Below are 14,804 nucleotides of genomic sequence, written 5' to 3'. Positions count from 1 at the left end.
TGCCGAGGGAGGCCAGGATCATGGTTCGATCCCAGCCTCCCGTTCCGCCGGTTGCGGGTTGAACAGGCCGTCAGCGGGAGAGTGTGGCCAGGGCAGTTGCGGCGAACGTCCGCGCTGATGCATCCCAGTGGCCCAGCAGCGCCTGGAGGTTCTCGCCGTCGGCCCGGTGGGCGGCGGTCTGTTCCTCAAGGACCGCCAGGACGCCGGTGCGCAGCTCGGTGTTGAAGTTGACCTTGCCCACGTTCATGGCGGCGGCCTTGACCAGTTCCTCGGCCGGGATGCCCGAGGCGCCGTGCAGGACCAGCGGAATCCGGGTCCGCACGGCGATGTCCTGCAGCACGTCCCAGCGCAGCCGGGGCTCCCCCGTGTACTTGCCATGGACGTTGCCCACGGCTACGGCGAGCAGCTGCGCCCCGGTGCGGGCCACGAAGTCCTCCACCTGGGCGGAGTCGGTGAGGCCGGCGGGTTCCTCCGCCACGTCGGTCCCGAAGGCCCGGTCCTCGTCACCGGCGAGTCCGCCAAGTTCGGCTTCAATTACGACGTCGGCGCTGCCCTGCGCCGCCAAGGCCGCCCGGACGCCCTGGACCAGGGCGATGTTGTCCTCATAGGGCAGCGAGGACCCGTCGACCAGCACCGAGTCGGCCCCGGCGCTGACGGCGTCGGCGATCACCTGCGGGTCGGTGGCGTGATCGAGCTGCACGGCAATCGGAACGCCGGCGGCGTCGGCGAGTCCGCGGAGAGCGGCGATCAGCCGCAGCCCGTTGGGCGTGGCCGCGGTCTTCGGCGCGACCAGCAGGATGGCGCCCCGGCCGGATTCCTCGGCCGCCGCCACCACGGCGAGCGCGGTGGTGAAGTCGTAGCAGGTGAAGGCAGGGACAGCGGAGCCCTGCTGGAGGGCTGAGGCCACAAGGTGATCGAGTTGGGTACGCATCAGGCGCTCAAGCCCCCCACCAGGATCCAGGCCACGAACGTCAGCGCGAAGCCGGCGAGCCCGAGAATAGTCGTCAGCACCGTCCAGGTCCTGAGGCCGTCGGAGACGGTCAGGCCGTAGTAGCGCACGACGGTCCAGAATCCGGCGTCGGTCACGTGGGACAGGCCGAGGGCACCGAAGCCGATGGCGATCACAATCACGGCGATCTGGGCCGGCGAGTAGCCGCCGCCGGCAACGGCGGAGGTCAGCAGGCCGGTGGTCGTGACGATCGCGACAGTGGCTGAGCCCTGGGCGGCGCGGAGGGCAAGGGAAATGATGAAACCAAGAACGATGACCGGCAGGCCCAGGTGGTCCAGCGTCTGGGACAGGGCTGCACCGATACCGGAGGTCCGCAGGACCTCGCCGAACACACCGCCGGCCGCGACGACCATGAGGATGGACGCGATGGGAGGCAGCGCGCCTTCGAAAATTTCGCCGGTTTCCTTCAGTGACCAGTTGCGACGGACGGCCAGCAGGAAGAAGGAGAGTGCCACGGCCACCAGCAGGGCGAAGAACGGGTTGCCGATGAAGGCGGCCAGGCCGTACCAGCCGTTGTCCTTGGGAATGGTGAGGGTGCCCAGGGTGCCGATCAGGATCTGCACGATCGGGGCAGCGATGAGGAAGATGATCAGGGCCGGACGCGGCGGGGCAACGGCGTGGGCACCTGGACCTTCGTGGCCCACGCGCACCAGGGAGTCTGAACCGTACTCGTCCACCTGGGCTTTGACGGCGGGCAGCAGCTCGTAATCCCTGCTGTTCATGATGCTGGCAACCCAGTAGGACAGGAAGCCGAGCGGGATGCAGATGAGCAGCGAGATGAGGGTGATCAGTCCGATGTCGGCGCCGAACACCCCGGCACCGGCCACGATGCCCGGGTGCGGAGGCACAGCCACGTGAATGGACAGCATGATGCCGGCCATGGGGAGGCCGAACTTGACCGGGTGCACGTTGGCGATCTTCGCGAAGGCGTAGACGATCGGTACGAGCACGATGATGCCCACCTCGAAGAACACCGGGATTGCCACAAGGAAGCCAACCCCGGTGAGGGCCACGGCCACTCGCCGGGCGCCGAGCTTGGCGGTGAAGTGCGCCGCGAGGGACTGCACGCCGCCGGAGACCTCGATCATCCGCCCCAGGATCGCGCCGAGCGCGATCAGGAGGGCGACCTTGCCCATGGTGCCTCCCACTCCAGCGGCAACCACGGTGAACACGTCTTTGAGCGGGATCTGTGCGGCCACGGCCACCAGGATGCTGACGGTCAGCAGGGCCACGAAGGCCTGGATCTTGAACCGGATGATCATCATCAGCAGCAGGGCGACGCTGGCAGCCGCGATTGTCAGCAGCAGCGGAGTTCCCAGCTCCACGGCCGGCTTGATGACGGGCGCGTCGGCCGCGCGCACCATCAGGGAATTGAGCAGGGGGGTCATGAAGAGGCGTCTCCTTCGACAGGAAAGTCGCCCGACGAGTCAGTCGTCGGGACCAGGGGCGGGGAGGGGCCCGACGACGGCGGAGGGGGGACCGCCGTCGTCGGGGGTGGGATGGCTGGTTAGGCGGTGCGCTTGGTGGGCGCGAGGACCTTGATCACGGCGGAGTCATCCGCGGCGGCCAGGCCCTGGGCCTGGCCCAGGAGGTAGAGCTGCTCCGCGGCGGCGGCCACCGGGGCGGCGAGGCCGGCCGCGCGGGTGGCCTTGCCGACGATCCCCATGTCCTTGACGAAGATGTCCAGGCGGCTGAGGACCTCGGCGCCGTTTTCCGTGTAGGCCTCCAGGATGCGCGGGCCGCGGTTGGAGAGCATGAAGGAGCCCGCCGCGCCGGCTTCGAGGGCGGCGAGGGTCTTGGCCTGGTCCAGGCCGAGGGCGTCGGCCAGGGCCATTGCCTCGGCGGCGGCGGCGATGTGGATGCCGCAGAGCAGCTGGTTGACGGTCTTGAGGGCCTGGCCGTCGCCGGGCTTGTCGCCGACCACGGTCAGGGTGGAGGCCAGCAGCTCGAGGGCCGGGCGGGCCTTTTCCTGGGCCTTGGGCGATGCGCCCACCACGATCAGCAGGTCGCCTTCGCCGGCACGCTTGGGGCCGCCGGAAAGCGGGGCATCAACCAGCTCGACGCCGTATTCGGCCAGGCGGTCCACCGTGGCGGGGATGGCGTCGGTGCCCACGGTGCTGCCCAGGATCACGACGGAGCCCGGTTTGAGCACGGAGGCCACGCCGTTCTCGCCGAAGAGGACATCGTTGAGCTGCTCGCCGTTGCGCACTGCCAGCAGCAGCGCATCGGCGCCTTCCGAGGCTTCCCGGGCGGAGGCGAACGTGCGGATGCCGGCCTCTTCAGCCAGCTTCAGGCGCGGCTCGGCGATGTCGAAGCCGTGGACGGTGAGCTGGCTTGCCAGGCGCGTGGCCATCGGCAGGCCCATGGCGCCAAGGCCCAGGACGGTGACGGTGTAGTTGCTGGTCATGGTGTTCTCCATCGAATGACGTGTTGTGGCGTGCGGTGTTGAGCAGAAGATGTTGGTCAGAAGGTGTTGCTGAGCTTGCGCGTGACATCGGCGAGGGACTGGTCATCGCCCACGTTGCCGGCGAAAACGATGTAAGGGATGCCCTTGGCCGGGCCGTCCACCGGCTCCCACAGGCTGACAATGCCCGGCAGCATGGGCCCGCGGACAATGGCGTGCCGGATCTCCAGGCCGTGTGCGGCCACGTCCGAGGACGTGATGCCGCCCTTGGCGATCACGAAGCGGGGCGGGAAGGTCTTGAGCGTGCGGTTCACCACGGCGACGACCGCGGCGGAGACGGTGCGGGCGATCCGCAGGCTTTCGGCGGCGTCGGCGGTCTTGATCAGGAGCCGGCTGGTGTGGACGATCACGTCGCCGCCGCGGAGGGCCGTGACAACCGTGTCGACGGTTTCGTCCAGGTACTCCCGCGCGCTCTCGCCGAGCAGTTTTTCGACGTCGATCTCCACGATCCGGGCCGCGCTGTGCTGCTCGGTGAGGGCGTTGAGCTGGCGGGTGGTGACGCCGACGTGCGAGCCGACGACGATCAGGCCGCCGGCAACCGAGGGGGTGTTGCCCGCATAGGCTTCTTCGCCGCTGAGTTCGGTGCGGATTTCCTGTCCGATCCGTGCCCGGACGAACGGCGGGCCCACACGGTAGAGGAGCTTCTTGCCGCGGCGTTCTGCTTCTTCCAGGCCCAGGGACAGGGCGCGCAGATCATTTTCGGTGACGATGTCTGCCACGATCGGGGTGGAGTCCGTGGCGGCGTCGATGGCGTCGGCGATGGCCTTGGCGGAGATGTTCGGATCGGTGGAGGCCCGGATGATGTCCAGATCCAGCACGATCACCGAATCCGCGGGGAACCGGCCGTTCGATTTCTCCTCAACGTACTTGGCCATCTCCGAATTCGCGAAGCCGAAGCTGGCGTCCCGGGCGAATTCGGTCTCGGCCACGGGGGTGAGCTGTCCGGCGTCCTCGCCGGTGCCGCGGGTGAAGTGCACGCCGCCGATCGTCACGCGGCCGGCGTCGGGGAACGCGGGAACGATCACGACGCCGTCCGTCGTCTCGCCGTTGACGGCGGTGACAGTGGCGGCGATGACGTCGGGTTCGAGCGGGTAGTGGCCGCGGAGCGTGGAATCGCTGCGGCTGACAAAGCTGAGCCGCAGCGCGGGGTCCGCGGATGCGGCGGCCGCGAGGGCATTCCGGACGATTTCCTCATTGCGGGCGGCCGCCTCGGCAGGGTCAAGGCTGCGCGTGTTGGTCAGCACGTAGACCGCGCGCTGGCGCTGGCCGTTGACTTCGTAGCCGAACGCCCAGGCGAAGTCCGCCACGTCCCAGCGGGTGAGGACCGGCAGGTTCGACACGGACTGGGTGCCGGTGGGGTCGTCGTCGAGCACTACCAGGACGCGGGGAGATGCCTCGGACGAGGCAGCCACGCTGTCTGCCACTAGCCGGGCGGGGATCTGTACTTCCGCGGGGAAGGCGGCCAGCACGTCTGCTTCGAGGGGCACTATGCACTCCATTGTGTGGGGATCAATCGGTGGAAACCTGCGGCTCTACGGGAGCCACAGAATTGAGTAAATGTAAGATGTCAGACATTTTATTTCTGGGTGTTAGTGTGGCATATGGCACAACGACGCGCAAGTAGACTTGGCCATCAGGAGCACGCCATCAGGCAAAGCCGGGTCGCTGGACGGGGAGAATTGGCTAGGAAATCGCTGGTCGGCGTTGTGGCCGACGAACTGCTGGACCGGATCATTGCCGGCGAGTTTCCGCCCGGCGCGAGCGTCCCCGGCGAACTTGAGCTCAGCTCCCGCCACGAAGTCAGCCGAATGACCGTGCGCGAAGCCATGAAGACCCTTGAAGCCCAGCGGATTCTCAGCGTGGAGCGGGGCCGCGGCACGTTCGTGAACCCGGTCAACCGCTGGGGCTCCCTGGACGCTGTGCTGCGGGCGGCCTCGGAGGGCGAGAACGACGCCTCAGCCGCCATTCAGCTCATTGAGCTGCGCCGGATGCTGGAGACGGGCGCCTGCGAACTGGCCGCCGGGCGGATGGCGGATACGGACATCGAGGCCCTGCGCGCGCAGGTCGAAAAGATGCGGCTCGCGCATGAGAACAACGATCTTCCGGCGTTCGTCGAGGCGGACCTCGCCTTCCACGACCTCATCCTGCAGGCCTCGGAAAACGTGTTCGTCGCCGTGTTGTTCGAACCCTTGCACCGCGTGCTGGAAAAGCGGCGGACGGAAACGTCCAAGGTGCCCCAGATCCAGGAGCATGCCATCGGGCACCACCAGAACATCGCGGATGCGCTGGCCTCACGCGACCCGCACCGCGCCCGTGACGCCATGGACGCCCATATGCAGCAGACCCTCGACGACCTGAAGACGTTCGTGCTGGCCGAGGGGACCGCCTGACGCGAAACCGCGCTTCGCCGGATGCCCGGCTCAGGCGAGCGAGAGGAAGAGCTTCTCGAGCTCGGCCCGGTCCAGAGTGGGGTCGTCCTGCTGCATGCAGCGCTGCAGACCCGTGGCGATGATGGAGAATCCCGCCTTGTCCAGGGCGCTCGAGACGGCGGCCAGCTGCGTCACGACGCTCTTGCAGTCACGGCCCTCCTCGATCATCCTGGTGACTGCCGCGAGCTGTCCCTGGGCGCGGCGAAGCCGGTTGATGACAGGCTTCATGTCGGTGGGATCGAGTTCCATTGGTTCCTCCGGTTCGATGCGTCGGGCTTCACATCATACCCCCCTGAGTATTTTGGCCGCCTGGCGGCCGAGGGGCGCGGTGCGGGCGCGGACGCCTCCAGGATGCCTCGCTAGGGGCATAAGTACCTAGCGCGGCATGGAATATCGGCGTAATGCTGGTGATGTGAACGCCGCCAGGTTCCTTGAACCGGACGCCGGCCATACCGGCGTCAATATCCCCGCCGCGGGGCCGTGGCATTCAGGGGATCAGAGCTCCGCACAAGGGCATTCCGGCATCCGGCGTTCGCGGCCCTGGAGCCGGTACGTCGCCTTGGGGGATTCGTTTACGGCTGGCGTCGGCGACCCGGAACCGCTGAGCCCCGGCGGCATGCGGGGGTGGGCCGACCGCATTGCCGAGGAACTCGGTGAGGGCCGCGGCGAGTTCGGGTACGCAAACCTTGCCATTAGCGGACTGGTCCTGCGCGAAATTCTCGACCAGCAGCTCGGACCGGCCCTGAGCCTTAAGCCGGACCTTGTCACCCTCTCAGCCGGCGGGAACGATCTCGTGTTCCATCGCGGCGATCCGGACCGGATGGCCGCCGCGCTCGACGACGCCGTGGCGGCACTCTCGGCCACCGGGGCCACGGTGGTCCTGTTCACCGGCCCGGACTGGGGCGAGACGGCCGTGTTCGGACACATCCGGGGGAAGGTCGCGGTATTCAATGAACATATCCGCGTCATCGCCGCCCGGCACGATGTCGTTATCGCTGATCTGTGGGCATTGCGGCAACTGAGCGATCCGCGGATGTGGGACCCGGACCGCCTGCACTTTTCGCCGCTGGGGCACCACACCATTGCGGCCATGGTCCTGGACACGCTCAGCGTGCCACACCGCCTGCGGCCGCTGGAGCCCAAGCCCATGCCGCCGGGCAACTGGCGGGAAGCCCGGGCCGGTGACCTGGCCTGGGTGGCGCACTACATGCTGCCCTGGGTGGTGAGCCGGATCAGGCCGCGGGCGGACGCCCTGCCGCGGCAGGCCAAACGCCCGCTGCCGGGTCCGCCTCCCGGGGTTCCCGACTCCGGGCACAAACCCCTAGTCCGGCCGGGTTCAGTCGGCTAGTCTGCAGGAACGGCCCCCAGCCGGGAATCGATGGCGATCACGAGGAGCGAAGTTGTCTAATCACACTTACAGCATTTCTGAAATTGTCGGAACCTCGAACGAGGGCGTCGATGCGGCCGTCCGGAACGGCATCGCCGAGGCCGCCAAGACCCTCCGAAACCTTGACTGGTTCGAAGTCAAGGAGATCCGCGGCCACCTTGAAAACGGGCAGGTCGCCGACTGGCAGGTCACCATCAAGCTCGGGTTCCGCCTGGAGCGCTGAGCCCAGCCTCCGGAGCGGCGGCGGCACGCGCCGGTCGGCCTTCGGAGAAACCCCGCAACACGTCAGGGCAGAGGAGGTCAGGACGGAGAGGAACGCTTCATGCGCTACACGCATCTTGGCCGCTCCGGCCTGACGGTCTCGCGCCTGTGCCTGGGGACCATGAACTTTGGCCCGCAGACCGAGGAGACCCAGGCCTTCGCCATCCTGGACACCGCCCAGGCCGCCGGCATCAATTTCGTCGATACCGCCAACGTGTACGGCGGCTCGAGCCACCGCGGGTGGACGGAGGAAATACTCGGCCGCTGGTTCGCCCAAGGTGGCGAGCGCCGTGAACGCACGGTGCTCGCCACCAAACTGTTCGGCACCATGACGGACCGGCCCAACGAGTCCAAGCTCTCGGCCCTGCACATCCGGCGGGCGCTCGATGCCAGCCTGAAACGGCTGCAGACGGACTACATCGATCTCTACCAGTTCCATCATGTGGACCGGAACACGCCCTGGGAGGAGATCTGGCAGGCTATCGAGGTCGCCGTCCAGCAGGGCAAGATCCTGTACTCCGGCAGCAGCAACTTCGCCGGATGGCACATCGCCCGCGCCCAGGAAACCGCCGCCCGCCGGAATTACTACGGGCTGGTCAGCGAACAGTCGATCTACAACCTGCTGACCCGGGGCGTGGAACTGGAAGTCATCCCTGCCGCCCAGCAGTACGGACTGGGGATCCTGCCATGGTCGCCGCTGCACGGTGGCCTGCTGGGCGGAGTGCTGAAGAATGAGGCCGACGGCGTCCGCCGCATCGCGGGCCGCGCCCTCGATGCGCTCAAGTCGCACCAGAAACAGATCCGGCGATACGAGGACTTCGCCGCCGAACTGGGTCAGGACCCGGCGGACGTGGCCCTGGCGTGGCTGCTCCACCAGCCGGCAGTCACCGCTCCGATCATCGGCCCGCGTACCCTCGATCAACTCGAAGGCTCCATCAGGGCGCACAAGCTGAAGCTCGACGCCGACGCACTCAAGCGCCTTGACGAGATTTTCCCTGGCCACCGCACGGCCCCCGAAGACTACGCATGGTAGGCGTCGGGCATCCCAGCGAACAACTGGACTACCGAACAACTGAACGACGCCCGAACAACGCCCGCACACGGCATGAACTTCCGTGAATCGTCCGGCCACAGTTGGCTGTTTTGGCACCCCGCCGCTCAAACCCACGACAGGCCGGGTGGCTCTTTGATACTAAGCATGATTAGTATTGAGGCAGAAGGATGAAGCGCACCCGGCGATCCGGGTGCCTCCTCTATGAAAGAAGAAGGAACGAAAAAATGGGTTTTCTCGCATTTCTGATTCTGGGCCTCATCGCCGGAGCAATCGCTAAGGCCATCCTCCCGGGCCGTCAGGGCGGTGGCATTATCATCACCCTGATCCTCGGCGTCGTCGGCGCCCTCCTGGGCGGATTCATCGGCAGCGCACTGTTCGGCGTGGGCATCAATGAGTTCTTCTCGCTGTCGACCTGGCTGCTGGCCATCGGCGGTGCGATCATCGTCCTGCTCGTTTACGGCATGATCAGCAAGCGCTCAGCCCGCTAACACGGAGACTGACCGGAAACCGGTCCCGGGATATTCCCGGGGCCGGTTTTTTGCACTACTTTGACAGGGAAGGTGGCCTGCGGACCGCTTGAGTCGGCCCCGCCACCCCTGTTCAGAAACGTCTACTTTTCACCTACGTCAGGGAGCAGGAGTACAGCATGAAAGGCAAACTTCTTTTCGGCATCGGAGTGGCAGCAGGATATGTCCTGGGATCAAGGTCCGGCCGCGCCGCCTATGACCAGCTCAAAGCCCGGAGTGCAGAACTGTGGCGCAGCAAGCCCGTCCAGGACAAGGTGGCCGCGGCCACCGAAACGCTCAAGGATAAAGCCCCCGAGGTCTCCGAGCAGCTCGGCGAGGCCGCCCGCCGCGCGGGTACTGTCATCAGCTCCGCCGTTCACCGCGATGCCGGACACGGGAGCACCTCCGCGCCCACGCAGGGCACAGCCACGCCCGGAACGCCCGTGACTGTGGCCCCTGATGTCCATTCCGACCCGGCGCTCACAGATCAGCACGGCCAGGACTGGTCGGACGAGGGCGGCGCCACCCCGGCGGGTCCGGCCACCAGTGTGGGCGGGGACAAGCTGCCCTAGGCGTTCCCGGCAGGGACCGCCTGAGCCTCCCTCGGGCAGCTACCGCCCGCCGGAAGGCACCAGCGCGCCGGCCACCACCGTAGCCCCCAGCTCCTCCGAGCGCAGAACGCGGGCCGCCAGCCCGTGCCTGCGAAATATTCCGGCCGTCTGTGCGGCCTGCCGGCGGCTGGTCTCTATCAGCACATGGCCGCCGGGCACCAGCCACTCCCGCGCGCCGGCGGCGACCCGCCGCTGTACCTCCAGCCCGTCGGCGCCGCCGTCGAGGCAGGCCCGCGGCTCATGCACGCGCGCCTCCTGTGGCATGGTTTCAATGTCCGCCGAGGGAACGTAGGGGGCATTGACGGCCAACAACCGGACGCGGCCCCGAAGTCCAGCGGGGAGCGGAGCATAGAGATCGCCTTCGTGGACCTCCCCGCCCAGTGGCAGGACGTTGGTGCGCGCACATGCCACGGCCGTGGGGTCGATATCCGCGCAGTGGAGTTCGGCGGGGCCGGCCAGCGCGGCAAGCGCCGCGCCGACAGCACCGGATCCGCAGCAGAGATCGACGACGACGGGCGCCGCGCGGCCAGGACCGGGCACTATGCGCCAGGTGTCCAGCAGCGCGGCGGCCTGCCGGACGAGGAATTCCGTCCGGCGCCGCGGCACGAAGACTCCGGTATCGACCGCGATGCGGAGTCCGCAGAACTCAGCCCAGCCGAGAATGTGTTCCAGGGGCAGGCCGGCAACCCTCCGGCTGGCCATCGCCTCGAGTGCCTCCGGCGTCGGGGCTGCGTCGATCAGCAGGCGGGCTTCGTCTTCGGCAAACACGCAGCCGGATGCACGGAGCCTGGCCGTGAGGGTCTCGTGCGGGGAAAGTTGGCGGATTGCTGGCATGGGAGCGCCTTTCGGTCTGGTGTCAGACGCCCTCACCGTGAGCTGGCCGCAGCCGGCGCTGGGAGGGCACCCTTTCTGGACTTGCGTGAACGGGACCCACCTCCTTTTGCTGCAGTTGCTCGGACTCCCCCATGCTACCGAAGGCGCAGGTTCCCAGCTGATTGGGCCCGCGGTGATTGCTGCTGCGGTTCGTGACGTTTGTTTGGGACGGTTGTTTGCTGGGGTGCCGCACCTTGGCCGGGCGGCTGGCAGGATGTCAGCATGGACTCCATCCCTGCACACGGCCTCATCTGGACCGGCTCCTACACGGCAGACTCTGGCGGCAGCGGCGCGGGGATCGGCGCGGTTGCCACGGCGGCCGACGGCACCCTGCACTGGCTCGGTGTCGCAGCGGCGGCCGACTCTCCGTCCTTCCTGGCGGTACACCCCTCACTTGAAGTGGTCTACGCCGTGGCCGAGCAGGCCAGGACTGTCCGGGCCTACCGCCGGGACGGCGCGTTTGGCCTGGAGCCCGCGGGCCCCGCATGGCCGGCCGGTGAGGCGGCCTGCCATGTCGCCGTCGAGCCCTCCGGCAGGTTCCTCGTGGTGTGCTGCTGGGGCGACGGCCAGGTGTTGTTCTATGGGCTCGACGCCGACGGCGGGATCACGGCCCGGACCGCCGCGACGGAATCACGCGACCCCTACGGTGACGCTCCCGACGGCAGTGCCCCCGAACAACAAAAGCGGCCAAGCCGCGCCCACGCCGCGCTCATGCTGGCCGACGGCCGGGTGATGACCACCGATCTAGGCCACGACCTCCTGCGGATCTGGAAGGTCCGCCCCGGGCCGGGGCTGGCTTTGGGACCGGTCCTGGACCATGAGGTGGTCCTGCCGCGGGGCAGCGGCCCCAGGCACCTGGTCCAGCACCCGGGCGGCAACGTCTTTGTGGTGACCGAGTATTCAATTGACGTTGCCGTGGCCGGGCTGTCGCCGGAGTCCGGGGCCTTCCGGCTCGGTTTCGTCGGGTCCGCCACCGCCGGCGGGGCGCTGCCGGGAGATTCGGCGGCCGAGATCGCGCTGGCGGCCGACGGCAGGCACGCCTACGTGGGCGTCCGTGGCTCGAACCGGGTCAGTGTGCTGGAGGTGGGGGCCGGAGGCGCGGCGCTGCGTCCGGTGGCCGATGTCCCCAGCGGCGGCAACTGGCCCCGGCACCACCTGGTCCGCAATGGCCTGCTGCACGTCGCCCACGAACGCTCCGGCGACGTCGTGACGTTTCCCCTGGACGCGGAATCAGGGCTGCCGGAAAGTCCCGCGGACCGGCTCCCTGTGGCCTCCCCTACCGCGCTGGTGCCGGCCCGGCCCTCAACGCGAGATTGAGGGACTGACGCCCGCGTGATCCTGTTCGAGACCGTTCAGCTGGACATCACCGTTCAGCTGGAAATCACCGTTCGGCTGGAAATCACCGTCCAGCTGGAAACCGCAGGGGCAGCGCCACACAGCCGGGAGGGCCAAGGAAGGGTCGGCTGGCCCGAACGAGTAGGAGGACATGGCGCCCGGCTCCGGCGAGCGCCACTGCATGGGTGCGCCGCAGTGCAGCGGGGCCCAGGGCGAGGGAACCGTTGCCGGGTTCCCGGCAAGGGTTGCGGATTCAGCCACGTCGCCTACTCTCGTCTGATGTCGAAAATCAAGTAGTAAGCATACATATGAATAGTTAAACGAGCTAGTTGCGCCGCTCGTCGCCAATGGCCGCGCCCATCCGGCGCAGAAACGTAATGACCACCCAGGCGTCCTCGGCGCTCATGGACTCGGCCACCTCCATTATCCGCCGGTGCATGTGGCCGAGCATGGCGCGGACTTCGGAATCCGTCTCCACCGTAGGCACGATCACGAGCGAGCGCCGGTCGGTCGGGTGCGGCTCGCGCCGGACATGCCCGCTGGCCACCAGCCGGTCGATCAGCGACGTCGTGGAAGCGGTGGTGATGCCCAGGACGCGGCTGAGGTCCTTCGGCCCCACCCGTTCGCCGGTCGCCTTGGCCCGCAGCAGGTAGCGCAGGGCCAGCAGGTCCGTCTCGCCCATCCCCATCGAATCGCGGGTGGACCGCCTGGTCGCCACCTCCGAGATCCGATAGTCGCGGAGAGCCTGCAGGATGGCCGCAGGGGGGTCCAGGCTGCCATCGGGGCCATACCAATATCCGGAGGCGCCGTGGGAGTCCATCCGCCAAGCCTAGCGGAACTGGTAAGTAGCCTGCCGTGCAATCCAGGCCGACGGCGGGCACAAAAAACCCCGGCCTCCTGTTGCCAGGAAACCGGGGATTTTTCCACTCTTCGCTAAAGAGTGGGCCCTGTGGGGATCGAACCCACGACCCACGGATTAAAAGTCCGATGCTCTACCAACTGAGCTAAAGGCCCCAGCCGATAGCTCCGAACCAGCGGATAAATCCGCTGCTGCGGCGCGTTTCAGCCCAGTCCATTTCTGGACGTTAACACTGTACCCCAGACCTGGGCCGGCTTTTTTCACATTGCCCGGACCGGCGTCGTCGTCGGTCCGGGCGTCACCGGCAGCAGCGCCGGCCCATCCTCGATTCCCTTGCGGCACTGGAGTAGCGTGGGGGCATGAGCGAGCAAGCAGGATCAAGCGCCCCCGCCCCGCGGCACCACAAGCCGAAACCCTTCGCGCCGATCGACTTTGAGCCCTTCGCCGGCGGGGCCGATCCCGCCCGAGTCTCGGAGGCGGCCCATCTGGCCGCGCAGGCGCTGGTGCGCCGCGGCCGCGACAGTGACGATCCCAAAGTCACCAAGCGGCTCGTGAAGCTTGCCGATGAGCAGGGCCTGGAAGCGATCGCCGAAATGTGGGCCGAAAGCCCCGCTCGGTCCCTCCCCGGCGCGCTCTGGCGCCTGTACGCCCTGCGGGCCGCCACCATCCAGGATCCCGAGCGGATCTCCGTCTACTTCAAGGCGGGCAAGGACACGGCCCAGGTTTCGCATGTGGTGGCCGGCGCCGCCGAACCGCCCGGCGCGGATGAGATGAAGTCCATGGCGGACGCCATTCTCTCCGGGGCGTTCGACGGCGAATTCGACGTCGCACTGGAACGTTCTGCCGCATTCTGCCGCGTGGTGGCCCTGGGCCAGGCGACGCTTGCCGACAACGCCGAGCACAGCAACGAGAACCACGCCAGCAAGCTCACCCGCAACTCGCATCTTCTGGTCAAGACGGCCGAAGACCTCGAGCACGCCGCCAATGCGTGGCGGCTCGGCGAACTGGACTGAAGGGCCAGCCGGCGGGCGGCGGGCACCCGGACGCCGGGCCCGCACTACCGGCGGCCACGCACGGCAGGGGCAGGCTGTCAATGTTGACTTGCAAGAACCTACGTAGAAAACTGAAAGCGGTGCCGAACCGCGAAACCCCCGGGCTTCAACATTTAGCCGCCTAGAGCGGCCTACCGCCGAGAGGCGTATCCGGTTCGGCACCATTTTCATGTCCGTTTGAGCTGCCCTTTTAGATGCGTTCCTGCCTGCGCCGTCATATGCCGCGTCCCGCCGGTCCGGGCCCAACACGGACGGTAAGGTAATGCGTATGCGCTGGTCTCCGTCAAGTCACACGGCCGGCCGACTCCACCCGCGAGCCCCTCTTCGGAAGACCGGTGACACCACGTGAAGCTGCGCCTGTTCCCGCAAGAGTCCGCCGGACTGAACCTGCTCTCCCAGATGGCGCGCCAGATCGTGCTGGCGGCTGGCACACTCTCGGAGATCCTCGGCGCCCCGGCCAGTGAGCATGCCCGGCTCGTGGAAGACATGCACAACCATGAGGCCAAATCGGCGGAACTGCACTTTGCCCTCCTGACCCACATGCGGACCAGCTTCGTAAACCCGCTGCCCCGCGAGGACATGTACACGCTGTCCCGCTTCCTCAACGAGGCCATGGAGAAGCTCGACGCCGCCGCCGAGCTCGTGTCCCTCTACAAGCTCGAACGGCTGCCCAAACGCGCCGCGGACCAGCTGGAAATCATCAGCCGCCAGGCCGAACTCACGGTCGAGGCCATGCGGCAGCTGAACAATCTGGACGACCTTGAGGACTACTGGATCGAGATCCTGCGCCTGGCCAAACGTGCCGAACGCACTCACCGGGTCTGGGTCGCGGACATGCTCCACGAGATGAAGGCGATGCAGTACGCGCGCAACCGCGATGTCGCGAACCAGCTCGTGGAAGTCACGAAGGACATGCGCCGGATCGCCACGCAGGTGGGCAGCATCATCGTCAAGGAATCCTGAC

Annotated in this window: 17 protein-coding genes and 1 tRNA gene; 9 read left to right on the top strand and 9 right to left on the bottom strand. The window is 67.5% G+C overall.

Going from position 1 to position 14,804, the window contains the following annotated elements; all coding sequences use genetic code 11:
- Positions 1–70: 70 nt before the first annotated feature.
- The 4 genes from MRBLAR12_RS15145 to MRBLAR12_RS15130 all read right to left on the bottom strand — a co-directional run bounded on the left by MRBLAR12_RS15145 (position 71) and on the right by MRBLAR12_RS15130 (position 4,960).
- On the bottom strand, positions 71–931 hold the full coding sequence (locus MRBLAR12_RS15145) for a class II fructose-bisphosphate aldolase (RefSeq protein WP_229995897.1): 861 nt from the start codon (positions 929–931) through the stop codon (positions 71–73).
- Positions 931–2,397 carry a GntP family transporter gene (locus tag MRBLAR12_RS15140; protein ID WP_364746915.1) on the bottom strand — a complete coding sequence of 489 codons (1,467 nt, stop codon included), beginning with the start codon at positions 2,395–2,397 and terminating at the stop codon, positions 931–933. The genes MRBLAR12_RS15145 and MRBLAR12_RS15140 overlap by 1 nt, the downstream gene beginning before the upstream one ends.
- A gap of 119 nt (positions 2,398–2,516) precedes the next feature.
- Positions 2,517–3,416, bottom strand: coding sequence for an NAD(P)-dependent oxidoreductase (locus MRBLAR12_RS15135; RefSeq protein ID WP_364746914.1), 900 nt, complete (start codon positions 3,414–3,416; stop codon positions 2,517–2,519).
- Positions 3,417–3,472: 56 nt separating this feature from the next.
- Positions 3,473–4,960: a four-carbon acid sugar kinase family protein gene (locus MRBLAR12_RS15130; protein ID WP_364746912.1), complete on the bottom strand. Its 1,488-nt coding sequence runs from the start codon at positions 4,958–4,960 to the stop codon at positions 3,473–3,475.
- A gap of 192 nt (positions 4,961–5,152) precedes the next feature.
- On the opposite strand from MRBLAR12_RS15130, the gene MRBLAR12_RS15125 reads away from it, so the two are divergent.
- Positions 5,153–5,863 carry a FadR/GntR family transcriptional regulator gene (locus tag MRBLAR12_RS15125; protein WP_229995103.1) on the top strand — a complete coding sequence of 237 codons (711 nt, stop codon included), beginning with the start codon at positions 5,153–5,155 and terminating at the stop codon, positions 5,861–5,863.
- Positions 5,864–5,893: 30 nt separating this feature from the next.
- On the opposite strand, the gene MRBLAR12_RS15120 is transcribed toward MRBLAR12_RS15125, so the two are convergent.
- Complete coding sequence (locus tag MRBLAR12_RS15120; protein ID WP_229995104.1) at positions 5,894–6,151, bottom strand: metal-sensitive transcriptional regulator; 258 nt, start codon at positions 6,149–6,151, stop codon at positions 5,894–5,896.
- 163 nt (positions 6,152–6,314) lie between these two features.
- Here MRBLAR12_RS15120 and MRBLAR12_RS15115 point away from each other — a divergent pair, with 163 nt between their 5' ends.
- The 5 genes from MRBLAR12_RS15115 to MRBLAR12_RS15095 all read left to right on the top strand — a co-directional run bounded on the left by MRBLAR12_RS15115 (position 6,315) and on the right by MRBLAR12_RS15095 (position 9,682).
- Positions 6,315–7,250, top strand: a complete 936-nt coding sequence (locus MRBLAR12_RS15115; protein ID WP_229995105.1) for an SGNH/GDSL hydrolase family protein — start codon at positions 6,315–6,317, stop codon at positions 7,248–7,250.
- A gap of 52 nt (positions 7,251–7,302) precedes the next feature.
- Complete coding sequence (locus MRBLAR12_RS15110) at positions 7,303–7,512, top strand: dodecin (RefSeq protein ID WP_011690139.1); 210 nt, start codon at positions 7,303–7,305, stop codon at positions 7,510–7,512.
- A gap of 99 nt (positions 7,513–7,611) precedes the next feature.
- Complete coding sequence (locus MRBLAR12_RS15105) at positions 7,612–8,583, top strand: aldo/keto reductase (protein WP_229995106.1); 972 nt, start codon at positions 7,612–7,614, stop codon at positions 8,581–8,583.
- Between the two features lie 245 nt (positions 8,584–8,828).
- Complete coding sequence (locus tag MRBLAR12_RS15100) at positions 8,829–9,092, top strand: GlsB/YeaQ/YmgE family stress response membrane protein (RefSeq protein WP_018774889.1); 264 nt, start codon at positions 8,829–8,831, stop codon at positions 9,090–9,092.
- 158 nt (positions 9,093–9,250) lie between these two features.
- On the top strand, positions 9,251–9,682 hold the full coding sequence (locus MRBLAR12_RS15095) for a YtxH domain-containing protein (protein WP_229995107.1): 432 nt from the start codon (positions 9,251–9,253) through the stop codon (positions 9,680–9,682).
- A 39-nt stretch (positions 9,683–9,721) separates the two neighbouring features.
- On the opposite strand, the gene MRBLAR12_RS15090 is transcribed toward MRBLAR12_RS15095, so the two are convergent.
- Positions 9,722–10,555 carry a putative protein N(5)-glutamine methyltransferase gene (locus tag MRBLAR12_RS15090; protein WP_229995108.1) on the bottom strand — a complete coding sequence of 278 codons (834 nt, stop codon included), beginning with the start codon at positions 10,553–10,555 and terminating at the stop codon, positions 9,722–9,724.
- A gap of 261 nt (positions 10,556–10,816) precedes the next feature.
- Between MRBLAR12_RS15090 and MRBLAR12_RS15085 the strand changes: the two genes are divergently transcribed.
- The gene (locus tag MRBLAR12_RS15085; RefSeq protein ID WP_229995109.1) at positions 10,817–11,911 is read left to right on the top strand and encodes a lactonase family protein; all 1,095 of its coding nucleotides are present in this window, start codon (positions 10,817–10,819) and stop codon (positions 11,909–11,911) included.
- On the opposite strand, the gene MRBLAR12_RS15080 is transcribed toward MRBLAR12_RS15085, so the two are convergent.
- The 3 genes from MRBLAR12_RS15080 to MRBLAR12_RS15070 all read right to left on the bottom strand — a co-directional run bounded on the left by MRBLAR12_RS15080 (position 11,897) and on the right by MRBLAR12_RS15070 (position 12,943).
- Positions 11,897–12,190, bottom strand: coding sequence for a hypothetical protein (locus MRBLAR12_RS15080; RefSeq protein WP_364746908.1), 294 nt, complete (start codon positions 12,188–12,190; stop codon positions 11,897–11,899). The two genes, MRBLAR12_RS15085 and MRBLAR12_RS15080, sit on opposite strands and share 15 nt — an antisense overlap.
- Positions 12,191–12,254: 64 nt before the next feature.
- Positions 12,255–12,749: a MarR family winged helix-turn-helix transcriptional regulator gene (locus MRBLAR12_RS15075; protein WP_229995111.1), complete on the bottom strand. Its 495-nt coding sequence runs from the start codon at positions 12,747–12,749 to the stop codon at positions 12,255–12,257.
- Between the two features lie 121 nt (positions 12,750–12,870).
- Positions 12,871–12,943 (bottom strand) — tRNA-Lys (locus MRBLAR12_RS15070).
- Positions 12,944–13,147: 204 nt separating this feature from the next.
- Between MRBLAR12_RS15070 and MRBLAR12_RS15065 the strand changes: the two genes are divergently transcribed.
- Positions 13,148–13,801 carry a hypothetical protein gene (locus tag MRBLAR12_RS15065; protein WP_229995112.1) on the top strand — a complete coding sequence of 218 codons (654 nt, stop codon included), beginning with the start codon at positions 13,148–13,150 and terminating at the stop codon, positions 13,799–13,801.
- A gap of 384 nt (positions 13,802–14,185) precedes the next feature.
- Complete coding sequence (locus tag MRBLAR12_RS15060) at positions 14,186–14,803, top strand: DUF47 domain-containing protein (protein WP_229995113.1); 618 nt, start codon at positions 14,186–14,188, stop codon at positions 14,801–14,803.
- Position 14,804 lies beyond the last annotated feature (1 nt).

It is taken from the genome of Arthrobacter sp. LAR12-1-1.1 (assembly GCF_040676555.1).
Classification (GTDB): domain Bacteria; phylum Actinomycetota; class Actinomycetes; order Actinomycetales; family Micrococcaceae; genus Arthrobacter.
The sequence above is the reverse complement of the archived record's forward strand: the minus strand, read 5'-3'. Positions and strand labels throughout refer to the sequence as shown.

Bases quoted from the DNA above. Each gene is read 5' to 3' on its own strand.
- MRBLAR12_RS15145 (WP_229995897.1), bottom strand. From the start codon at position 931: ATGCGTACCCAACTCGATCACCTTGTGGCCTCAGCCCTCCAGCAGGGC.
- MRBLAR12_RS15140 (WP_364746915.1), bottom strand. From the start codon at position 2,397: ATGACCCCCCTGCTCAATTCCCTGATGGTGCGCGCGGCCGACGCGCCC.
- MRBLAR12_RS15135 (WP_364746914.1), bottom strand. From the start codon at position 3,416: ATGACCAGCAACTACACCGTCACCGTCCTGGGCCTTGGCGCCATGGGC.
- MRBLAR12_RS15120 (WP_229995104.1), bottom strand. From the start codon at position 6,151: ATGGAACTCGATCCCACCGACATGAAGCCTGTCATCAACCGGCTTCGC.
- MRBLAR12_RS15105 (WP_229995106.1), top strand. From the start codon at position 7,612: ATGCGCTACACGCATCTTGGCCGCTCCGGCCTGACGGTCTCGCGCCTG.
- MRBLAR12_RS15100 (WP_018774889.1), top strand. From the start codon at position 8,829: ATGGGTTTTCTCGCATTTCTGATTCTGGGCCTCATCGCCGGAGCAATC.
- MRBLAR12_RS15095 (WP_229995107.1), top strand. From the start codon at position 9,251: ATGAAAGGCAAACTTCTTTTCGGCATCGGAGTGGCAGCAGGATATGTC.
- MRBLAR12_RS15090 (WP_229995108.1), bottom strand. From the start codon at position 10,555: ATGCCAGCAATCCGCCAACTTTCCCCGCACGAGACCCTCACGGCCAGG.
- MRBLAR12_RS15085 (WP_229995109.1), top strand. From the start codon at position 10,817: ATGGACTCCATCCCTGCACACGGCCTCATCTGGACCGGCTCCTACACG.
- MRBLAR12_RS15075 (WP_229995111.1), bottom strand. From the start codon at position 12,749: ATGGACTCCCACGGCGCCTCCGGATATTGGTATGGCCCCGATGGCAGC.
- MRBLAR12_RS15065 (WP_229995112.1), top strand. From the start codon at position 13,148: ATGAGCGAGCAAGCAGGATCAAGCGCCCCCGCCCCGCGGCACCACAAG.